The 15,342-nt window shown below is 60.9% G+C and carries 15 protein-coding genes; 13 read left to right on the top strand and 2 right to left on the bottom strand.

Annotation, left to right across the window (positions count from 1 at the left end):
• The first annotated feature begins 29 nt into the window (after nucleotides 1-29).
• Nucleotides 30-1,454 (top strand): hypothetical protein, encoded by a 1,425-nt coding sequence (locus tag DM813_RS25100; RefSeq protein ID WP_128326095.1) that lies wholly within the window; start codon nucleotides 30-32, stop codon nucleotides 1,452-1,454.
• Here DM813_RS25100 and DM813_RS25105 read toward each other — a convergent pair.
• On the bottom strand, nucleotides 1,426-2,001 hold the full coding sequence (locus tag DM813_RS25105; RefSeq protein ID WP_128326096.1) for an ANTAR domain-containing response regulator: 576 nt from the start codon (nucleotides 1,999-2,001) through the stop codon (nucleotides 1,426-1,428). The two genes, DM813_RS25100 and DM813_RS25105, sit on opposite strands and share 29 nt — an antisense overlap.
• Before the next feature lie 14 nt (nucleotides 2,002-2,015).
• Nucleotides 2,016-3,221 carry a CmpA/NrtA family ABC transporter substrate-binding protein gene (locus DM813_RS25110; RefSeq protein ID WP_128326097.1) on the bottom strand — a complete coding sequence of 402 codons (1,206 nt, stop codon included), beginning with the start codon at nucleotides 3,219-3,221 and terminating at the stop codon, nucleotides 2,016-2,018.
• A gap of 141 nt (nucleotides 3,222-3,362) precedes the next feature.
• On the opposite strand from DM813_RS25110, the gene DM813_RS25115 reads away from it, so the two are divergent.
• The 12 genes from DM813_RS25115 to DM813_RS25170 are packed head-to-tail and all read left to right on the top strand — an operon-like array spanning nucleotide 3,363 to nucleotide 15,322.
• Nucleotides 3,363-4,088 (top strand): helix-turn-helix domain-containing protein, encoded by a 726-nt coding sequence (locus DM813_RS25115; protein WP_241653241.1) that lies wholly within the window; start codon nucleotides 3,363-3,365, stop codon nucleotides 4,086-4,088.
• The gene (sctC, locus tag DM813_RS25120; protein WP_128326098.1) at nucleotides 4,085-5,713 is read left to right on the top strand and encodes a type III secretion system outer membrane ring subunit SctC; all 1,629 of its coding nucleotides are present in this window, start codon (nucleotides 4,085-4,087) and stop codon (nucleotides 5,711-5,713) included. Before DM813_RS25115 ends, sctC begins: the two co-directional genes overlap by 4 nt.
• A complete protein-coding gene (gene sctW, locus DM813_RS25125; protein WP_128326099.1) occupies nucleotides 5,710-6,810 on the top strand; it encodes a type III secretion system gatekeeper subunit SctW in 1,101 nt (366 codons plus the stop codon). The genes sctC and sctW overlap by 4 nt, the downstream gene beginning before the upstream one ends.
• 4 nt (nucleotides 6,811-6,814) lie before the next feature.
• Complete coding sequence (locus tag DM813_RS25130; protein WP_128326100.1) at nucleotides 6,815-8,860, top strand: EscV/YscV/HrcV family type III secretion system export apparatus protein; 2,046 nt, start codon at nucleotides 6,815-6,817, stop codon at nucleotides 8,858-8,860.
• A gap of 40 nt (nucleotides 8,861-8,900) precedes the next feature.
• On the top strand, nucleotides 8,901-10,190 hold the full coding sequence (gene sctN / locus DM813_RS25135) for a type III secretion system ATPase SctN (protein ID WP_128326101.1): 1,290 nt from the start codon (nucleotides 8,901-8,903) through the stop codon (nucleotides 10,188-10,190).
• Nucleotides 10,174-10,635, top strand: a complete 462-nt coding sequence (locus tag DM813_RS25140; RefSeq protein ID WP_164897291.1) for a hypothetical protein — start codon at nucleotides 10,174-10,176, stop codon at nucleotides 10,633-10,635. Before sctN ends, DM813_RS25140 begins: the two co-directional genes overlap by 17 nt.
• Nucleotides 10,632-11,714: a hypothetical protein gene (locus DM813_RS25145; RefSeq protein ID WP_164897292.1), complete on the top strand. Its 1,083-nt coding sequence runs from the start codon at nucleotides 10,632-10,634 to the stop codon at nucleotides 11,712-11,714. The genes DM813_RS25140 and DM813_RS25145 overlap by 4 nt, the downstream gene beginning before the upstream one ends.
• The gene (locus tag DM813_RS25150; protein ID WP_128326104.1) at nucleotides 11,711-12,598 is read left to right on the top strand and encodes a FliM/FliN family flagellar motor switch protein; all 888 of its coding nucleotides are present in this window, start codon (nucleotides 11,711-11,713) and stop codon (nucleotides 12,596-12,598) included. Before DM813_RS25145 ends, DM813_RS25150 begins: the two co-directional genes overlap by 4 nt.
• A complete protein-coding gene (locus DM813_RS25155) occupies nucleotides 12,591-13,262 on the top strand; it encodes an EscR/YscR/HrcR family type III secretion system export apparatus protein (RefSeq protein WP_128326105.1) in 672 nt (223 codons plus the stop codon). The genes DM813_RS25150 and DM813_RS25155 overlap by 8 nt, the downstream gene beginning before the upstream one ends.
• The gene (locus DM813_RS25160; RefSeq protein WP_128326106.1) at nucleotides 13,255-13,509 is read left to right on the top strand and encodes an EscS/YscS/HrcS family type III secretion system export apparatus protein; all 255 of its coding nucleotides are present in this window, start codon (nucleotides 13,255-13,257) and stop codon (nucleotides 13,507-13,509) included. Before DM813_RS25155 ends, DM813_RS25160 begins: the two co-directional genes overlap by 8 nt.
• A complete protein-coding gene (gene sctT, locus DM813_RS25165; RefSeq protein WP_128326107.1) occupies nucleotides 13,509-14,288 on the top strand; it encodes a type III secretion system export apparatus subunit SctT in 780 nt (259 codons plus the stop codon). The genes DM813_RS25160 and sctT overlap by 1 nt, the downstream gene beginning before the upstream one ends.
• The gene (locus DM813_RS25170) at nucleotides 14,288-15,322 is read left to right on the top strand and encodes an EscU/YscU/HrcU family type III secretion system export apparatus switch protein (RefSeq protein ID WP_128326108.1); all 1,035 of its coding nucleotides are present in this window, start codon (nucleotides 14,288-14,290) and stop codon (nucleotides 15,320-15,322) included. Before sctT ends, DM813_RS25170 begins: the two co-directional genes overlap by 1 nt.
• Nucleotides 15,323-15,342: the final 20 nt, after the last annotated feature.

Genomic DNA, 15,342 nt, shown 5'->3' on the forward strand with positions numbered 1-15,342 from the left:
CACCATGAATCAGAGTAAGGGTGAAGAAGATGCATATTGTTCCATCTCTTTGCGGCCACGCAGCACGTAGTGCCAGCACCGAAAATACCTGTCGGGTTGAAGGGCTGACGAAAGGACAGGCGCTGCTAACGTTGACAGCGCCGGGGAAGGAAAACTGGACGGAGGTCATGAGTTTATATTTGTTGGGAAGTAGCCCGGCGTGTACCGTGAGTGATTATATTCGTGCTCAAGGCGTAGATAGTTCAACGCTCGATGATTACCGGCGTAGTCAATACAAAGATCCGGTAAGACGTTTTTTTGAAACAATTTTGTCGGCTGAGTATCTTCGACAGGCCGCACACAATGATGGGTTAAACTCCCAGATCGCTGATTTGGCTCAGGCGACCAGGGAATACGTGAGTGACTTGTATATTTCCAAGGAGCATCTTGAGACTAAATTGAAAGTTTTGATTGCTGCACGGGAAGCGGCAACTGGCAGTGACTCGGCTTCTGAATGTCAGGTTGAGTTAATTTCAGAGCGTATCGAGGCATTACAGGGTGCCGTGGAATTAATTAGTAAGATGCGTAGCTTCGGTGGTGCCAGCGAGGAACTGTTGCTTCAATATGAACAGACGGAAAAACTGATTGAAATGGCAGCCCGGGGTGAGCGTCACAAAGCAATGCGTGGCTCGTTGGTCGAGCACGCTGCGGTTATTCGACACCTTGAGGCCGGCGGTTACAGGGTTGCGCTGGGGCAACAGGAAACGCTGGATGATGATCGGGTTCAGAGCTTTTTGCGGGACGTGAGCGACATTGTCTTCAGTGCTTTCCACGCAGTGGACCGAATGGCATTTCAACACCTGTACTGGGAAACCACAACATTTTCAGCTGAATTTCGTGGGCGCCAGAAGTTGCTTAATGAATGGTCCGAATCGCTTTATCCGGGGACCATTAACAAGATAGCACCTTATGGTGATTTAATGTTTTCCAAATCCTTGTTGAAAACGACAGATCGCTATTTAGCAAGATTGTCAGGTGGCTGGCCGGCAGCGGTTGCGGCTTCAGAGGTTCAATCTTTCGTCAATTCGACCTCTGGTGGCGCATTCTCACAATTGCGGTTGCTGTTGGAGCTGGGGGATTCAGGTGTAGAGGAAAATAAACTATTTGGCGTCTTGAGCTCGGGGCTGGTTTTTCTCACGGGCGGCCATAATCTCGAAGAAATGATGGCCGGGTATCACGTCGAAGAACTGCAGAAGTTTATGCCGGCGCTTGCGGACATTAACATGCAGTCCGTATTTGGCGATACGAGCCGAGGCAGCCCGCTCGCTTTAGCATTTGAAAAAGCCTGGGAATTTAATGAAGTAGTGTGCAATAAAATCCGTGTCAATCATGAGATTGTTCGACTGGCGCAGCAATTGAGTGAGGCATCAACACCGCAGGGCAGTATCAGCCCAGCAGATCGCTCATGGCGATGATCTGTTCGGCTACCTGGATCAGCTTCTGCTGCTTGCTCATGGCCTGGCGGCGCATCAGGGTGTAGGCCTGCTCTTCGTTGCAGTCCTTCATCTTCATCAGCAGGCCCTTGGCCAGTTCGATGCGCTTGCGTTCGGCCAATTGCTGGTCGCGGGCATGCAATTGGGCCTTGAGCGCCTGGTCGCTCTCGAAGCGGGCCATGGCCACATCGAGGATCGGCTGCAGGCGCGCAGCATGGATGCCTTCGACGATGTAGGCGCTGACGCCGGCCTGGATGGCCTGACGCATAACCGCAGGGTCATGCTCGTCGGTGAACATGACAATCGGCCGTGGCCGGTCGCGGCTGACCAGCACCACCTGTTCCATGACGTCCCGGCCCGGTGACTCGGTATCGATCAGTACGACGTCCGGGCGCACCGTTTCGACGCGCGCTGGCAGGTCGATGGTCAGGCCTGACTCTTCGATCACTTCAAACCCGGCCTGCACCAGGGCGGCTTTGAGGCGGCCGACTTTTTTCGCGGTGTCGTCGATCAACAGGATTCGCAGCATATTGGCGTCTCCTTTCAGCGACGGACGAGGGCGGCTGGCGGTTCGACCAGCGCGTGCAAACGAAAACTGCGGGCGTACCCGTGCGGATCGCTGCCGTCCCAGCAGGCGCCATCGATTAACCGGCTGCTGCGCAGGTCAGGCCCGGCGCAGGGTACGCCAAGCGCCGTGGCCGCATCGCGGTAGAGTGCCAGTTGCTGAACCTGGCGGGCTACCGCGAGGTAGTCGGGGTCTTCGCGCAACAGGCCCCAGCGGCGGAACTGGGTCATGAACCACATGCCATCGGACAGATACGGCAGGTTGGCCCGGCCGTCGTCGTGCAGGCGCAAGGCGTGGGGGTCCTGCCACAGGTTACCCAGTCCGTCCTGGTACTGGCCGAGCAGGCGCGGCTCGATGCTCGCCAACGGCGCATCCAGATAGGCCTTGCCGCTGAGCAGTTGTGCGGTGCTGCGGCGGTTCTCGCTGCTCTGCTCAATGAATCGACTGGCCGCCAGCACGGCCATTACCAGGGCTCGGGCGGTGTTCGGGTAGTGTTCGACAAAGAACCGGGTGCAACCCAGGACCTTTTCCGGGTGGTCCGGCCAGATCGACTGGCTGGTGGCCAGGGTAAAACCCTGGCCCTGTTCGAGGGCGCGCGCTGACCAGGGCTCGCCAACACAAAAACCGTCGATGCGCCCGGCCTGCAGGTGCGCGATCATCTGCGCAGGCGGTACCACCACACTGTGCACGTCATGCAAGGGATGGATGCCTTGGCTGGCCAGCCAGTAATACAGCCACATGGCATGGGTACCCGTGGGAAAGGTCTGGGCAAAAGTCAGTTTCGTCCCGCTTTGGTGCACAAAGCGCTCCAGTGCTTCGGAACTGGTCACGCCTTTGCGCTGCAACGCCGATGACAGGTTGATGCCCTGGCCGTTCTGGTTCAGGCCCATCAGCACCGCCATGTCAGTCGTACCGGCTCCGCCGATGCCCAGTTGCAGCGCATAGATCAGGCCGTACAGGCTATGGGCGGCGTCCAGTTCGCCACTCAACAGTTTGTCGCGCAGGCCCGCCCAGGAGCTTTGACGCCGCAGGTTCAGGCTCAGGCCGTAGGGTTGGGCAAATCCCTGGGTGGCGGCGACCACCAGTGGTGCGCAATCGGTAAGGGCCATGAAGCCCAGCTCCAGCAGCGGTTTTTCCGGTGCGTCGCTGCCTTGGACCCAGGCCAGCGGATCGGCGCTCGGCATCTGTGAGGTTCTCCTGTGGGCGTGTTCTCGGCTACTGGAGCAAGGCTTGTGCCAGTGCTCATCAGTTTTCCATCAGGATTGCCGGGCAGGGCTGATGCACGCTGACCTCCTTCTCATTCGCCGACGCCCAAGGAGGCCCTGGTGTCTCACCTGCTCCCCGACACTTTATCGACCGCCTACCCAGCCGACGGCGTCTGGCATGTGACGGTCGGCAGTCGCCCGGAGCACGGGCAGCCGTTTGCAGCTGCGCTAAGCCTGCCGGCGGGCTGGGAAGGATTGCTGGCGATCACCGACCGTCGTCAATTGAACCGCATGCCAACAAATCTTCGTGCGATTCGCTGCCCGACGCTGGTCAGGTTGCAGGTGTTCATTGACCAGGGCTGCGACGTGCCCAGGGCGCAGGATGCCGCACTGCCCATGGCGAGCTTGTCGGTACCACTGGCCACGGCCCGCGATGCGCAACTGCTGGAGCCCTGGTATATCCACCAGGCGCTGGGCGCAAATGCCGAATACGAGCGGTTCGCCGTTGCCTTGCGCAGCAGTGAGGAATACTGGCTGGTCCATTATCTGCTTGAGCAGGGCGGCAGGCAGGACAGCCTGCAAATGCTGGCGCGACGCTACGGGGTGTCGGTCTCGCATTTTCGCAGGCTCTGCCGTCAGGCACTGGGCGGTGCGACCAAGCCGGCACTGCGCAATTGGCGGGTGGCGCGGGCGCTACTGGAGGTTATTCGGGAAGGGCGCTCGTTGACCGAGGTCGCGCAAAACCAGGGGTATTGTTCTTCCTCGCACCTCTCGCGGGATGTGCGCGAGTTACTGGGCGTGGCGCCAAGCCAGCTGGGTAATATTGCCGGCGTCATGTGTTCATGATTGGCCTGGGAAAGCGCAGTGTAGTGCGCAGGCTGATCTGCGGGTGCACGTTGTTGCTCAGCCTGTCGCATAGCATCCTGTCGGTCGCCGACAGCTACCGGGCGAAGGAAGAGAGCCTGCGCGGGTTTTTCGTTGCCTTGTCCGAGCCCCTGGGTAAGCCGATCATTGTCAGCAAGATGGCCGCGGGCAAGCGTATTTCCGGTGACTTTGCCATGACTTCGGCGCAACAGGTGTTCGATCGGGTCGTGCGACAAATGGGCCTTATCTGGTACAGCGACGGCCAGGCGATCTATCTCTACGACAGTGCCGAGCTCAAGAACGTGACGGTCTCGCTGCAGAACACCAGCGTCGAAGGCCTGCGTGCGTTCCTGCGTCGCTCCGGCCTGTTTGATCCACGCTATCCGCTACGAGGCGATGGCCGGCGCACCTTCTATGTTTCCGGGCCGCCGATGTATGTCGACCTGGTACAGCGCCTGGCGACGATGGTCGATCAGGAACCTTCACAGCTCACATTAGGCCGCCAGCAGGTGGGGGTCCTTCGCCTGCTCAATACCTTCGTCGGAGACCGACGCTATGAGCTGCGCGAGCAGACGGTCAACATCCCTGGTATCGCCAGCGTTATCGAAGGTCTGCTGCAAGGCGAAAAGGCCCGGGTGGACGTGCGCAGCGAGCCGGGGCAGGGCGACGTGGTGTCGACGCTGGGTGACAACATGATCGAAGAGGCCTGGGAGGGCGCCCGTCTGGCGCCGGAGCAGGCGGCAGCGGCAAATATTCGTGTGGTCGCCTATCCGGACACCAACAGCTTGCTGGTCAAGGGCCTGCCCGAGCAAGTGCGCTTTATCGAGAATCTGGTTGCGGCCCTGGACACGCCCAAGCGCCATGTCGAACTGTCGCTGTGGATCATTGACCTGCAGAAAGAGGCGCTGGAGCACCTGGGCATCGACTGGCAGGGTCAGGTCAACATCGGCAGGCAATTCTCCCTTGCACTCAACGGCGGCTCGGCCACCACCCTCGATGGCCTGTCGTTCATCGCTCGGGTGTCGGCGCTGGCCCGCAGCGATCTGGCCAATGTGGTGGCGCGACCGGTAATCCTCACTCAGGAAAACGTTCCGGCGATCTTCGACAACAACCGTACCTTCTATGCCCCCTTGGTGGGTGAGCGCAGCGTCGATCTGCAGCACGTCACCTATGGCACCCTGGTCAGCGTCTTGCCGCGCTTTGCCTTGGGCGACGAGATCGAGATGTCGCTGAACATCGAGGATGGCAACGAGCTCGAACCACGCAGTGACGAGCATCCCTCGATATTGCCGACGGTCGGCCGCACGCGCATCAGCACGGTCGCCCGGGTCCCGCAGGGTAAGAGCTTGCTGGTCGGTGGCTTCAGCCGGGATGAGAACGCCGAGCAGATCGGCAGGATCCCGGGGCTCGGCGCCTTGCCCTGGATCGGCCGCTTGTTCAGCTACCGACTGCAGCGCTCCTCCAACACAGTGCGGGTGTTTCTCATCCAGCCGCGGGAAATTGGCGATGCTCTGGCCTTCGATCCGCAGACGCTAAAACCAGAACTCTTCGAAGAGCAACAGCACCAGCGCCTGCGTAACGCCTTCATGCGCGCGGTGTCACTATGATCCCCGGGATGGCCAGCCTGGGTGGGCGCGCCGCTCAGGCACGGCTGAGCCGTGAGCTGGCGGCCGAACGTCAGGCACCGGCGATTGACAACCAGGAAGACAGCCGGGAGCCGGGCAGTAACCTGTTGCAGCACGCGGTACAGAGCAGCGACGACCTGGCCCAGGTGATGGCGCAGTTTCGCCGTCGTCAGTTCGAGCTCAAAAGCGAGTCGGCTAGCGATTTGTTCGAGCGGGTCCTCGAAGACGACGCCCCGCCCAAGGCCCGGCAGCTCCTGGCGCTGACGGCGGACCGGCGACTACCGCTGACGATGCTGTTGCAACAGGTGTCGCAGTTGTTTGCCGATGACAGCGACCTGGCGTTGATCCTGACGTTGTTGTTACGTCAGCGCGATATACACAGTGAAACCCGCAAACGCCTGCTTCAGCTTGAGCAGTCACTGCGCGAGCGTGCCAATCCCAAGCGCCTGCAAGCAGGCATCAACAGTGCGCTCAAGGCCAGGCTGTATGGTCAGCGCATGGCTGTGCGCGCCAGTGTGCTGCGGGAGAACTACCGCGATTTCCTCGAATCCGAGGGCAACGCTGCCGACCACTACGAACAATGGATCGCGCTGTACGGTCCCGAGCACCGTCACAGTGTTCTGGGTTTTCTGGAAGAGAGCCTGCTCACCGATATCCAGGGTCAGGATCCCAGTTGCAGTCTGCATGAGTTTGGTCCGTTGCTGGTCCTGCTTGGTCAGTTGAAAAGGCTGCGCTCGGCTGACCGCTTGTTCGTCGGCACCTTGGTCGGGCATTTCGATGTCAGCGAACTGGACTGCTTGGCGCTATTGCTCGGGATACTGCGTTATCCCCACGCGCTGGATGATCTATTGCAGCAGGCGGTCGGCCCGATCCTGCTGCAGGTCGACGTACAGGGGCGTGCCAGCCTGCTGCAGTGCGTGCGCCGGGCATGCCTGGCGCTGCCGGAACAACTGTTCGCCGAGGATCATGCCCTGTTGTACCTGGCGGAGCGCTTCACCCAGTTGGCCGACAGCAGTTTTGCCATTGAGGTCTTGATGCAGCGTCACCGGTACGGACTGCACAAGGCGCAACAAGGATGATGCCATGGCGTTGCTGAATCTCTGGCTGGCCCGGTTCGCTGCGCGCCCGGAACTGCTCATTCTGGCGTTGATGGTGATGATTATCGCCATGTTGATCATCCCCTTGCCGACAATGCTGGTGGATTTCCTGATCGGCCTGAACATCGTCCTGTCGTTGTTGATTTTCATGGGCTCGTTCTATATCGAGCGAATCCTCAGTTACTCGACTTTTCCGGCGTTGTTGCTGTTGACCACACTGTTTCGCCTGGCGCTGTCGATCAGTACCAGCCGGCTGATTCTGACCCAGGCCGATGCCGGCGAGATCATTGCCTCTTTCGGTGAGTTCGTGATTGGCGAGAACCTGGTAGTGGGGTTCGTGATTTTCTCGATCGTCACCATTGTTCAGTTCATTGTCATCACCAAGGGCTCGGAGCGGGTGGCGGAAGTCGCCGCACGGTTTTCCCTGGACGGCATGCCCGGGAAGCAAATGAGCATCGATGGCGACCTCAAGGCCGGTGCCATCGATGCGGCCCAGGCCCGGGCCAGGCGCAGTGAGCTTGAGCGTGAGAGCCAGCTGTACGGTTCATTCGATGGTGCCATGAAGTTCATCAAAGGCGATGCCATTGCCGGCATTGTGATCATCTTCGTCAATTTTATTGGTGGCTTGGCCGTCGGTGTCGGTCAGTTGGGCATGGATATGTCCACTGCGCTGTCGACCTTTACCCTGTTGACGATCGGTGACGGTCTGGTCGCGCAGATTCCCGCGCTGTTGATCGCCATTGGCGCAGGCTTCATCGTCACCCGGGTCAATGGCGACGAGCAGAACCTGGGGCGCAACATGCTCAGCCAGGTGCTGGGCAATCCATTCGTGCTCGGGGTGTGCGCATTGCTGGCGTTGGGTGTGGGCTTGCTGCCGGGCTTTCCGCTGCTGGTCTTCGTGTTCATCAGCAGCGTCATGGCGGCGGTGCTCTGGCGCCGACGGCGGCCTGTGCAGGCCGAGGCGGGCGAGGGTGCAAGCCTTGAGGCGGGTCGTGAGCCAGGGCCGGCAGAAACCTTGGTCGATATCGACAGCCTGAGCACCGAAACCCTGCCCCTGTTGCTGTTGGTGCCGCCGAACCGGCTGGGCGAATTACAGCAGGCACGCTTTGCTGAACGCCTGCGCAGCCAGTTTTTCATGGATTACGGCTTGCGCATTGCCCAGCCGCATCTGCGTGCGGCCAAGACATTGCCCGAACACCAGGTCACGATCCTGATCAACGAGGTGCGAGCCGATCAGTTCGACCTGTTCTTCGAGCACCATCGCCTGCTCGATTTCGGTGAGCAATTGCAAGACTCAGGGGTCGAGATCAGGCGTGGGCGCGACAGCAACAAAGTCGAGAGCCTGTGGATCAGCGACAGTCACAGCCAGGCTATCGCCACGCTCGGCTATCCGCTACGGGCGGCCCAGCAGGAGCTCTACCACAGCCTGGCGGTGGTGCTGGCGCGCAACATCCAGGAGTTTTTCGGCGTGCAGGAAACCAAGACGCTGCTCGATGAGCTGGAAAGGCAGTATCCCGACCTGCTCAAGGAAGTCTATCGCTATGTCACCGTGCAGAAGATCAGCGAAGTGCTGCAACGGCTGATCAGTGAGCGCATTTCGGTACGCAACATGAAACTGGTGATGGAAACCCTGGCGCACTGGGCGTCCCGGGAGAAGGACACCCTGGCCTTGGTCGAGCATGTACGCGGTGCACTGGCGCGTTACATCAGCAACAAGTTCGCCCGGCAGGACACGCTCAACGTGCTGTTGCTCGGTACCGAGTTCGAGGAGGTGGTGCGTTCGGCCGTGCGCCAGACCTCCGCAGGTAACTTCGTCAACCTCGACGCAGCCCAGGTCGAAGCCCTGCTCGATCGCGTCGGCGCTGGCCTTGGCGATTTGTACATCCCGCACAAGGACCTGGTGCTGCTGTGCTCGGTGGACGTCAGGCGCTACATGAAAAAGTTGATCGATGGCCGCTTCAGGGAACTGGACGTGATGTCCTTCGCCGAGGTCGCCGAAAACATTTCAGTCAACGTGATCAAGACACTCTAGGAACGGCAATGGCAGCTGCTGAACATACTCCGGTGCGGCAATGAACCTGATGCAATTGACACGTCAGGGCGCGCACCCGCGCCGTTCGCTCGGGCCCCTGCTGGAAGTGCCGCTGGCTGGCGTTGCCATCGGTGAACTGTGCGAGGTCTTTCAGCACTGGCGCGATCCCAGGCCGCAAGCCTGGGCGCAGGTCGTTGGCTTCAACGCCGAGGTGGCACTGCTTAGCCTGTTGGGTGAGCCGCAGGGCCTGTCGCGTCAGTCGCTGGTGGTGGCCACCGGAGCACCCCTGCGCCTGCACTGCAGCGATGACCTGCTCGGTGCGGTGCTCGATGCCCGTGGTCAGGTGGTCGAGCGTTTGGCACCGGCCCATGGCCGGCCGAGCGTCCCCTATGGTCTGGACAATCCGCCGCCACACTACAGCCAGCGTCGACCGGTCAGGCGGCGGTTGAGCACCTGCATCCGTGCGATCGATACCCTGCTGACCTGCGGCGTTGGCCAGCGGGTCGGTATCTTTGCTGCCGCCGGTACCGGTAAAACCTCATTGCTCGACATGCTGGTGGAGCACACCGAAGCGGATGTGTTCGTTGTCGGCCTGATCGGCGAGCGTGGTCGCGAAGTGGCCGAGTTCATCGAGCGTCTGCGTGGTTCGCCGCGCAGTGCCCGCACGGTGGTGGTGCAGGCCAGTTCCGACAGCCCGGCGGTGGACCGTTGCAACGCAGCCTTGGTCGCGACCAGCGTGGCTGAGTACTTTCGCGATCGCAGCCAGCACGTGGTGTTGCTGATCGACTCCTTGAGCCGTTATGCCCGGGCTCGCCGGGACCTGGCCCTGGCAGCGGGTGAAGCGCCGGCGCGACGCGGTTATCCGGCTTCGCTGTTCGAGGCCTTGCCGCGCCTGCTGGAGCGTCCGGGGGTAACGGTCACCGGCAGTATCTCGGCGTTCTACACGGTGCTGCTGGAGTCTGACGACGAGCCTGACCCGTTGGCTGAAGAGATTCGCTCGATCCTCGATGGGCATATCTACCTGAGCCGCGAACTGGCAGCCAAAGGCCATTTCCCCGCCATCGATGTGTTGCGCAGTACAAGTCGGGTTGCTCACCAGGTGTGCAGTACGGCGAGCATTGCTCTGGCCAACCAGGCCCGTGAGCGTCTGGCCAGGCTTCAGGGCATGCGCCTGCTGCTGGAGCTGGGTGAATACCAGAGCGGTATCGATCCGCTCAACGATCAGGCCCTGGCGTGCCGCGATGCTTTGCATCAATGGCTGCGCCAGGGTACCGAACAGGCAGTCACGGCCGAAGCTGCCGAGCAGGCACTGCATGCGTTGCTCGTCTGAGTGGCAGGCGTGGCTGCAGCTGGGTGAAGGGCGCTTGCAGGCGGTGCAGCAGAACCTGGCGTGCACCGTGCAGCAGGCTCGGGTACTCAAGGAACAGGCTGGCGAGCTGCAGGAGCGACAGGCAGCGCTGCACGCGTTACGGCAAGAGGAGAACGGGCAGCGACTCAGCCATAGCCAGCTGCTCGACCTGTTGCGTCGCCAAGCCATGTTTCGCCGCCAGTCCCAGGTGTGGACCCTGGAGCTGGAGCAGATCAGCCTCCAACAGCGGCAACTGCAGCAGGACCAAGTCAACCAACAGCAACAATTGAGCGCCTTGCAGCGTCGCCATGACAAACATCAACGGCATCTGCAGCAGATGAGCCGGCAAAGGCAGCGGCAGTGCCAACGCCGTGAAGACGACGAACTGGATGAGCAGAGGTTCAAGGCTGGATTATGGAACGAATGACAGTATCGGTCGGGCATGGCAGCGTTACCCCCCTGGATCAGCCTGCTCCGGCGCTGGATGAGCTGTTGCCGCCACTTGAAAGCGTGGAGTTGCCCCAGGGCGTTTTGCAGGCACTGGCACCATGGGTCCCGCAGCCGCATTTGAGCATCAAAAGGTTGCCGGCAGTGCCTGCGTTCGACCTGGCGCAAGTGCCAACCGCCACTGCGCACTCGGTCCGGGAGAGGATCGCTGGCGATCAGCGGCGTATGCTGCCAGGGCTGCCTGAAATGGCGGGGACGATACGGTTGCCAGCCCGGCCGCCTGTGACTCAACTGTCGACTGGCGTGACCGAAGCCGAGTGTGCACACTTCCCGACAGAGGCCAGTCTCGTCATGGTGCATGCGGCGTCTGCCCGGCCGACATTGGTTGCTGCCGAGCTTTCGCCGATGCGCACGCCTTCCTTGCCTGCGACGCCGCGGATGCCGATCGATTCAGCGCCAGCCAGGTTGGCGGCAGCCGCTGCCGACCTGGCGCAAGTGCCAGCTGCCAGTGGGCACTCGGTAGAGGAGAAGGTCGCTGGCGATTCGCAGCGTATGCTACCAATCCTGCCTCAAACGGAAGGGGCGACACTGTTGCCAGCCGGCCCGCCTGAAACGCCGCCCCTGACTCAACTGTCAACTGGCGTGACCGAAGCCGAGTGTGAACACTTCCCGGTACAGGCCAGTCTCGTCATGGTGCGTGCGGCGACTGCCCGACCGACACTGGTTGCTGCCGAACTTCCGCCGATTCGCATGCCATCCTTGCCGGCGTCGCTGCAGAAGCCAATCGATTCAGCGCCAGCCAACCAGCCTGGTGAGGGCTTGCGGGTGCCATTCGATAACGGACGCATCAGCGGCACCCTGCTGATCACCGGCAACGAAAGCACTCAGGGCATGCTGGTTACTCCCGACAAGAACGTGCTGCTGGAGCAACTGCGCGAGCCGTTTTCGCGTCTGGATCAACCCGCCTGGCGCTTGTCCGAACGTGCCGATGATCGCGACCATGGGCATAGGCGAGCGCATGCCGACGAGCCTGAAGACGAGCCGGAGCAGTCGCGTTGAGCCCGCTCACCCTGCGTCAGCTACATCCGCAAGCGGCGTTGCAGCGACGACTGTTGCGCCATGAGGCGCAACTGCAAATGAGCACGCCGTCAGTGGATGTCGAGTACCTGGCGTTTCGTGCCCGTTCGTCTTTGGGGGCGTGGTCGGGCCTGGTTGCTGCCCATGCGTGGCTGGGCGGTCGTCTGCCGCAGCTATCCGGCCTGTTGGTGCGGCCACCTTGTGCTGAACATATCCGGCAACTGTTCGAGGTCATGCCGCGGCCAGTACCTGCACCGCTACCGGTGCTGGCGTACGACCAACTGGAAGCAGTCGAGCGGGTGACGGGCAGGGCAATTCCACCTTGGCCGTTGCTCATGGTCGACACTGGCACCGGGCCCCTCTGGCTGACCGAGCTGCCGACCGCACTGCAATTGCCGGCGCCGAAACTCGGGCGTTGTTCAGGTCTTCCTGCGGGCCTTGAGCTGATGCTCGGCTTTAGTCAGTGGCGGCCCCGGCTACCGCCTGCTACGGGCGATCTGCTGCGCATTCTCGACTTTAGCCCGCATTGGCGCTTGAACGGCCGCTTTGCTGGCGCATTCAGTTTTATCGAGCAAGGAATACACATGACTTCCGTCCCGTCCATGTCGCCTGAACAGGCACCCGAACCCACGAAGCTGGCTGCATTGCCCGTGACCCTGGAGTTCTCGCTGCCCACTGTCGACCTGAGCTTTGCCGAGCTTGCCGCCAGCCTGGAAGCTGGTTTGTTGAACCTTGATGCGCAGGCACTGCAGCAGGTCCAGGTGCGCGCCAACGGACAGTGGCTGGGCTGTGGCGAACTGGTGCGCGCGGGCGAGCAACTGGCGCTTGAGCTGCATCAGGTAAGGGAAATGCCCGGCGATGAATGATGTCTCGCTGATCGCCCTGCTGGCCTTCGCTTCGTTGTTGCCGTTTGTAGTGGCTGCCGGAACCTGTTACCTGAAGTTCTCCATTGTCTTCGTCATCGTGCGCAACGCTCTGGGCCTGCAGCAGGTGCCGTCGAACATGAGCCTCAACGCCATCGCGCTGATGCTGGCGATCTTCGTCATGACCCCGGTGGTGCAGCAGGGTTACAGCTATTACAAGGAGCATCAGGTCGCGTTCGACGACATCGAGGCGGTGGTGGATTTTGCCGAGAACGGCCTGGGCAGCTACAAGCGTTACCTGCGTCAATACACGGATCCTGAGCTTGCGCAGTTTTTCGAACGAGCCCAGCACAGTGACCAGCAAGGTGCAGACGAAGGGTACGACGAGCAATCAGAACCGTCGCTGTTCGCCCTGCTGCCCGCGTATGCCCTGAGTGAAATCAAGAGCGCATTCAAGATCGGCTTTTACCTGTACCTGCCGTTTGTGATAGTCGATCTGGTGATCTCCAGTCTGTTGCTGGCGTTGGGCATGATGATGATGAGCCCGGTGATCATTTCGGTACCGATCAAGCTGGTGCTGTTCGTCGCCCTTGATGGCTGGTCCCTGCTTTCCACCGGGCTGGTCGAACAGTACCTGGCCGTGGGGCGGCAGGTAGAGCATGGATGAGCTGGTGTACGCGGGCAACAAGGCCCTGTACCTGATCCTGTTACTGGTGGCCTGGCCGGTGGTGGTGGCCACGGTCGTGGGGCTGCTGGTGGGCCTGTTCCAGACTGTTACCCAGCTGCAGGAGCAGACGTTGCCGTTCGGCTTCAAGCTGCTGGCGGTTTCGATCTGCCTGTTCTTGCTGTCCGGCTGGTACGGTGAGGTATTGCTGGGCTTCAGTCGCGAAGTATTGCAGCTGGCGTTGCGCTGATGGGCGCCGGGCTGTTTTTTGAACTGTATGGCCTGATGGCGACGGCGCTACTGGGTGTGGCACGGCTGGCACCGCTGTTCTTCATGCTGCCGTTTCTCAATAGTGGCGTATTGACCGGGGCACCTCGCCAGGCCGTGATGTTTCTCCTGGCCCTGGCGTTGACACCGCTGATCGGTGAGCAATTGCCCGCGCTCGACAGCCTGGCGTTTCTTGGCCTGCTGTTACGCGAAGCAGGTATCGGTACGCTGCTGGGCTGCCTGCTGTGCTGGCCGTTCTGGGTCCTGCATGCCATGGGCAACCTGATCGACAACCAGCGCGGGGCCATGTTCAGCAACGTCCTGGATCCGGCCAACGGTGTCGACAACTCGGAGCTGGCAACCTTTCTTCAGTTGTTTGCCGCCGTCCTCTACCTTGAAGGGGGCGGGCTGTTGCTGATGCTCGACGCTATCTCCCTGAGTTACCAACTCTGCGATCCCGGCAGGGCCTGCGGATTTTCCTTGTCGGCGATGGCGGCGCTGCTGGATGCCATCGTCGCCAAGACCCTGGCGATCAGCGCGCCGGTGGTCGCAGCGATGCTGCTCAGCGAGGCCCTACTCGGACTGCTGTCGCGTTATGCCCAGCAGATGAATGCGTTCTCTGTTTCGCTGACCATCAAGAGCCTGGTCGCGCTGGTGGTACTGCTTCTGTACTTTGGCTCACACTTGCCCGAGGAGGTCATGGGCATGGCAGATGCTCCCCGGCACCTGCCGCAGTATCTACAGATACAGGCGTTGCGCTGATGTCGTCCAGCGCGTCTAAAACCGAGAAGCCCACCGCAAAGCGCCTGCGCGATGCCGCACGTAAAGGCCAGACCTTCAAGGCCCGTGACCTGCTGACCACGTGCATGATGTTGCTGGGGCTGGCGGCCATGCTCAATGACACCAGACTGCTGGAAATCATGGAGGTGTATCGGCGTATCCTGGCCGGGGGGCTTCAGGATGATCTGGCGCGCTACTCGGCCAGCCTGCTGCGCCTGGCCCTGGAGCTGATTCTGCCCATGGTCGTGATTTGCATCCTTGGCAGTGCCTTACCGGCCCTGCTGCAAAGCGGTTTTCGCCTGGCCAGCGAAGCACTGAAACTCAACCTGGGCGCCTTGAACCCGATCAACGGCTTCAAGAAGCTGTTCAGTGTGCGAACCGTCAAGGACACGCTCAAAGCACTGCTTTACCTGGGCTGCTTTGCCCTTGCCCTGTGCATTGTCTGGTGGCAATACCGGGCCTTGTTGTTCGCCCAGTTGCATGCCACGCCGCTGGTGTTGCTGGCGATCTGGGGCGAACTGCTATTCGCCCTGTTCATGACCATCCTGGGTTGTGCCTTGCTGGTCGTGGCCCTCGATGCCCTGGTCGAGTACTGGCTGTTCATGCGCGAGATGAAGATGGACCTGCATTCAGTCAAGCGCGAACACAAAGAGCAGGACGGCGATCCACACATCAAGGGCAAGCGTCGTCAGCTGCACCAGGAGCTGCTCAACGAGCAGGTTCGTTCCGACATCCGTAATTCACGGATGATCCTCGCCAATCCGACCCATATCGCCATCGGCATTTACTTTCGCCCAGAGGTCAGCCTGCTGCCGTTCATTTCACTGATCGAGACCAACCAGCGGGCCCTGGCGGTGCGGACTTACGCTGAAGAAGTCGGAGTGCCGGTGATCACCGACATCAATCTGGCCCGGCGCATTTTCAAGACCCATCGGCGTTACAGCTTCCTGCAAATTCAGGAGGTCGAGCAGGTGCTGCGTCTATTGGTCTGGCTCGAGCAGGTCGAGCAGGCTTGACGCGTGAAATGAGCGTTATC

Origin of the sequence: Pseudomonas alkylphenolica (assembly GCF_004025535.1) — a bacterium.
Classification (GTDB): domain Bacteria; phylum Pseudomonadota; class Gammaproteobacteria; order Pseudomonadales; family Pseudomonadaceae; genus Aquipseudomonas; species Aquipseudomonas alkylphenolica_A.

Excerpts from the sequence above, each read along its gene's own strand:
- DM813_RS25100 (WP_128326095.1), top strand. The coding sequence starts at position 30 with ATGCATATTGTTCCATCTCTTTGCGGCCACGCAGCACGTAGTGCCAGC.
- DM813_RS25105 (WP_128326096.1), bottom strand. The coding sequence starts at position 2,001 with ATGCTGCGAATCCTGTTGATCGACGACACCGCGAAAAAAGTCGGCCGC.
- DM813_RS25110 (WP_128326097.1), bottom strand. The coding sequence starts at position 3,221 with ATGCCGAGCGCCGATCCGCTGGCCTGGGTCCAAGGCAGCGACGCACCG.
- sctC (WP_128326098.1), top strand. The coding sequence starts at position 4,085 with ATGATTGGCCTGGGAAAGCGCAGTGTAGTGCGCAGGCTGATCTGCGGG.
- sctW (WP_128326099.1), top strand. The coding sequence starts at position 5,710 with ATGATCCCCGGGATGGCCAGCCTGGGTGGGCGCGCCGCTCAGGCACGG.
- DM813_RS25130 (WP_128326100.1), top strand. The coding sequence starts at position 6,815 with ATGGCGTTGCTGAATCTCTGGCTGGCCCGGTTCGCTGCGCGCCCGGAA.
- sctN (WP_128326101.1), top strand. The coding sequence starts at position 8,901 with ATGAACCTGATGCAATTGACACGTCAGGGCGCGCACCCGCGCCGTTCG.
- DM813_RS25140 (WP_164897291.1), top strand. The coding sequence starts at position 10,174 with ATGCGTTGCTCGTCTGAGTGGCAGGCGTGGCTGCAGCTGGGTGAAGGG.
- DM813_RS25145 (WP_164897292.1), top strand. The coding sequence starts at position 10,632 with ATGACAGTATCGGTCGGGCATGGCAGCGTTACCCCCCTGGATCAGCCT.
- DM813_RS25155 (WP_128326105.1), top strand. The coding sequence starts at position 12,591 with ATGAATGATGTCTCGCTGATCGCCCTGCTGGCCTTCGCTTCGTTGTTG.
- DM813_RS25160 (WP_128326106.1), top strand. The coding sequence starts at position 13,255 with ATGGATGAGCTGGTGTACGCGGGCAACAAGGCCCTGTACCTGATCCTG.
- sctT (WP_128326107.1), top strand. The coding sequence starts at position 13,509 with ATGGGCGCCGGGCTGTTTTTTGAACTGTATGGCCTGATGGCGACGGCG.
- DM813_RS25170 (WP_128326108.1), top strand. The coding sequence starts at position 14,288 with ATGTCGTCCAGCGCGTCTAAAACCGAGAAGCCCACCGCAAAGCGCCTG.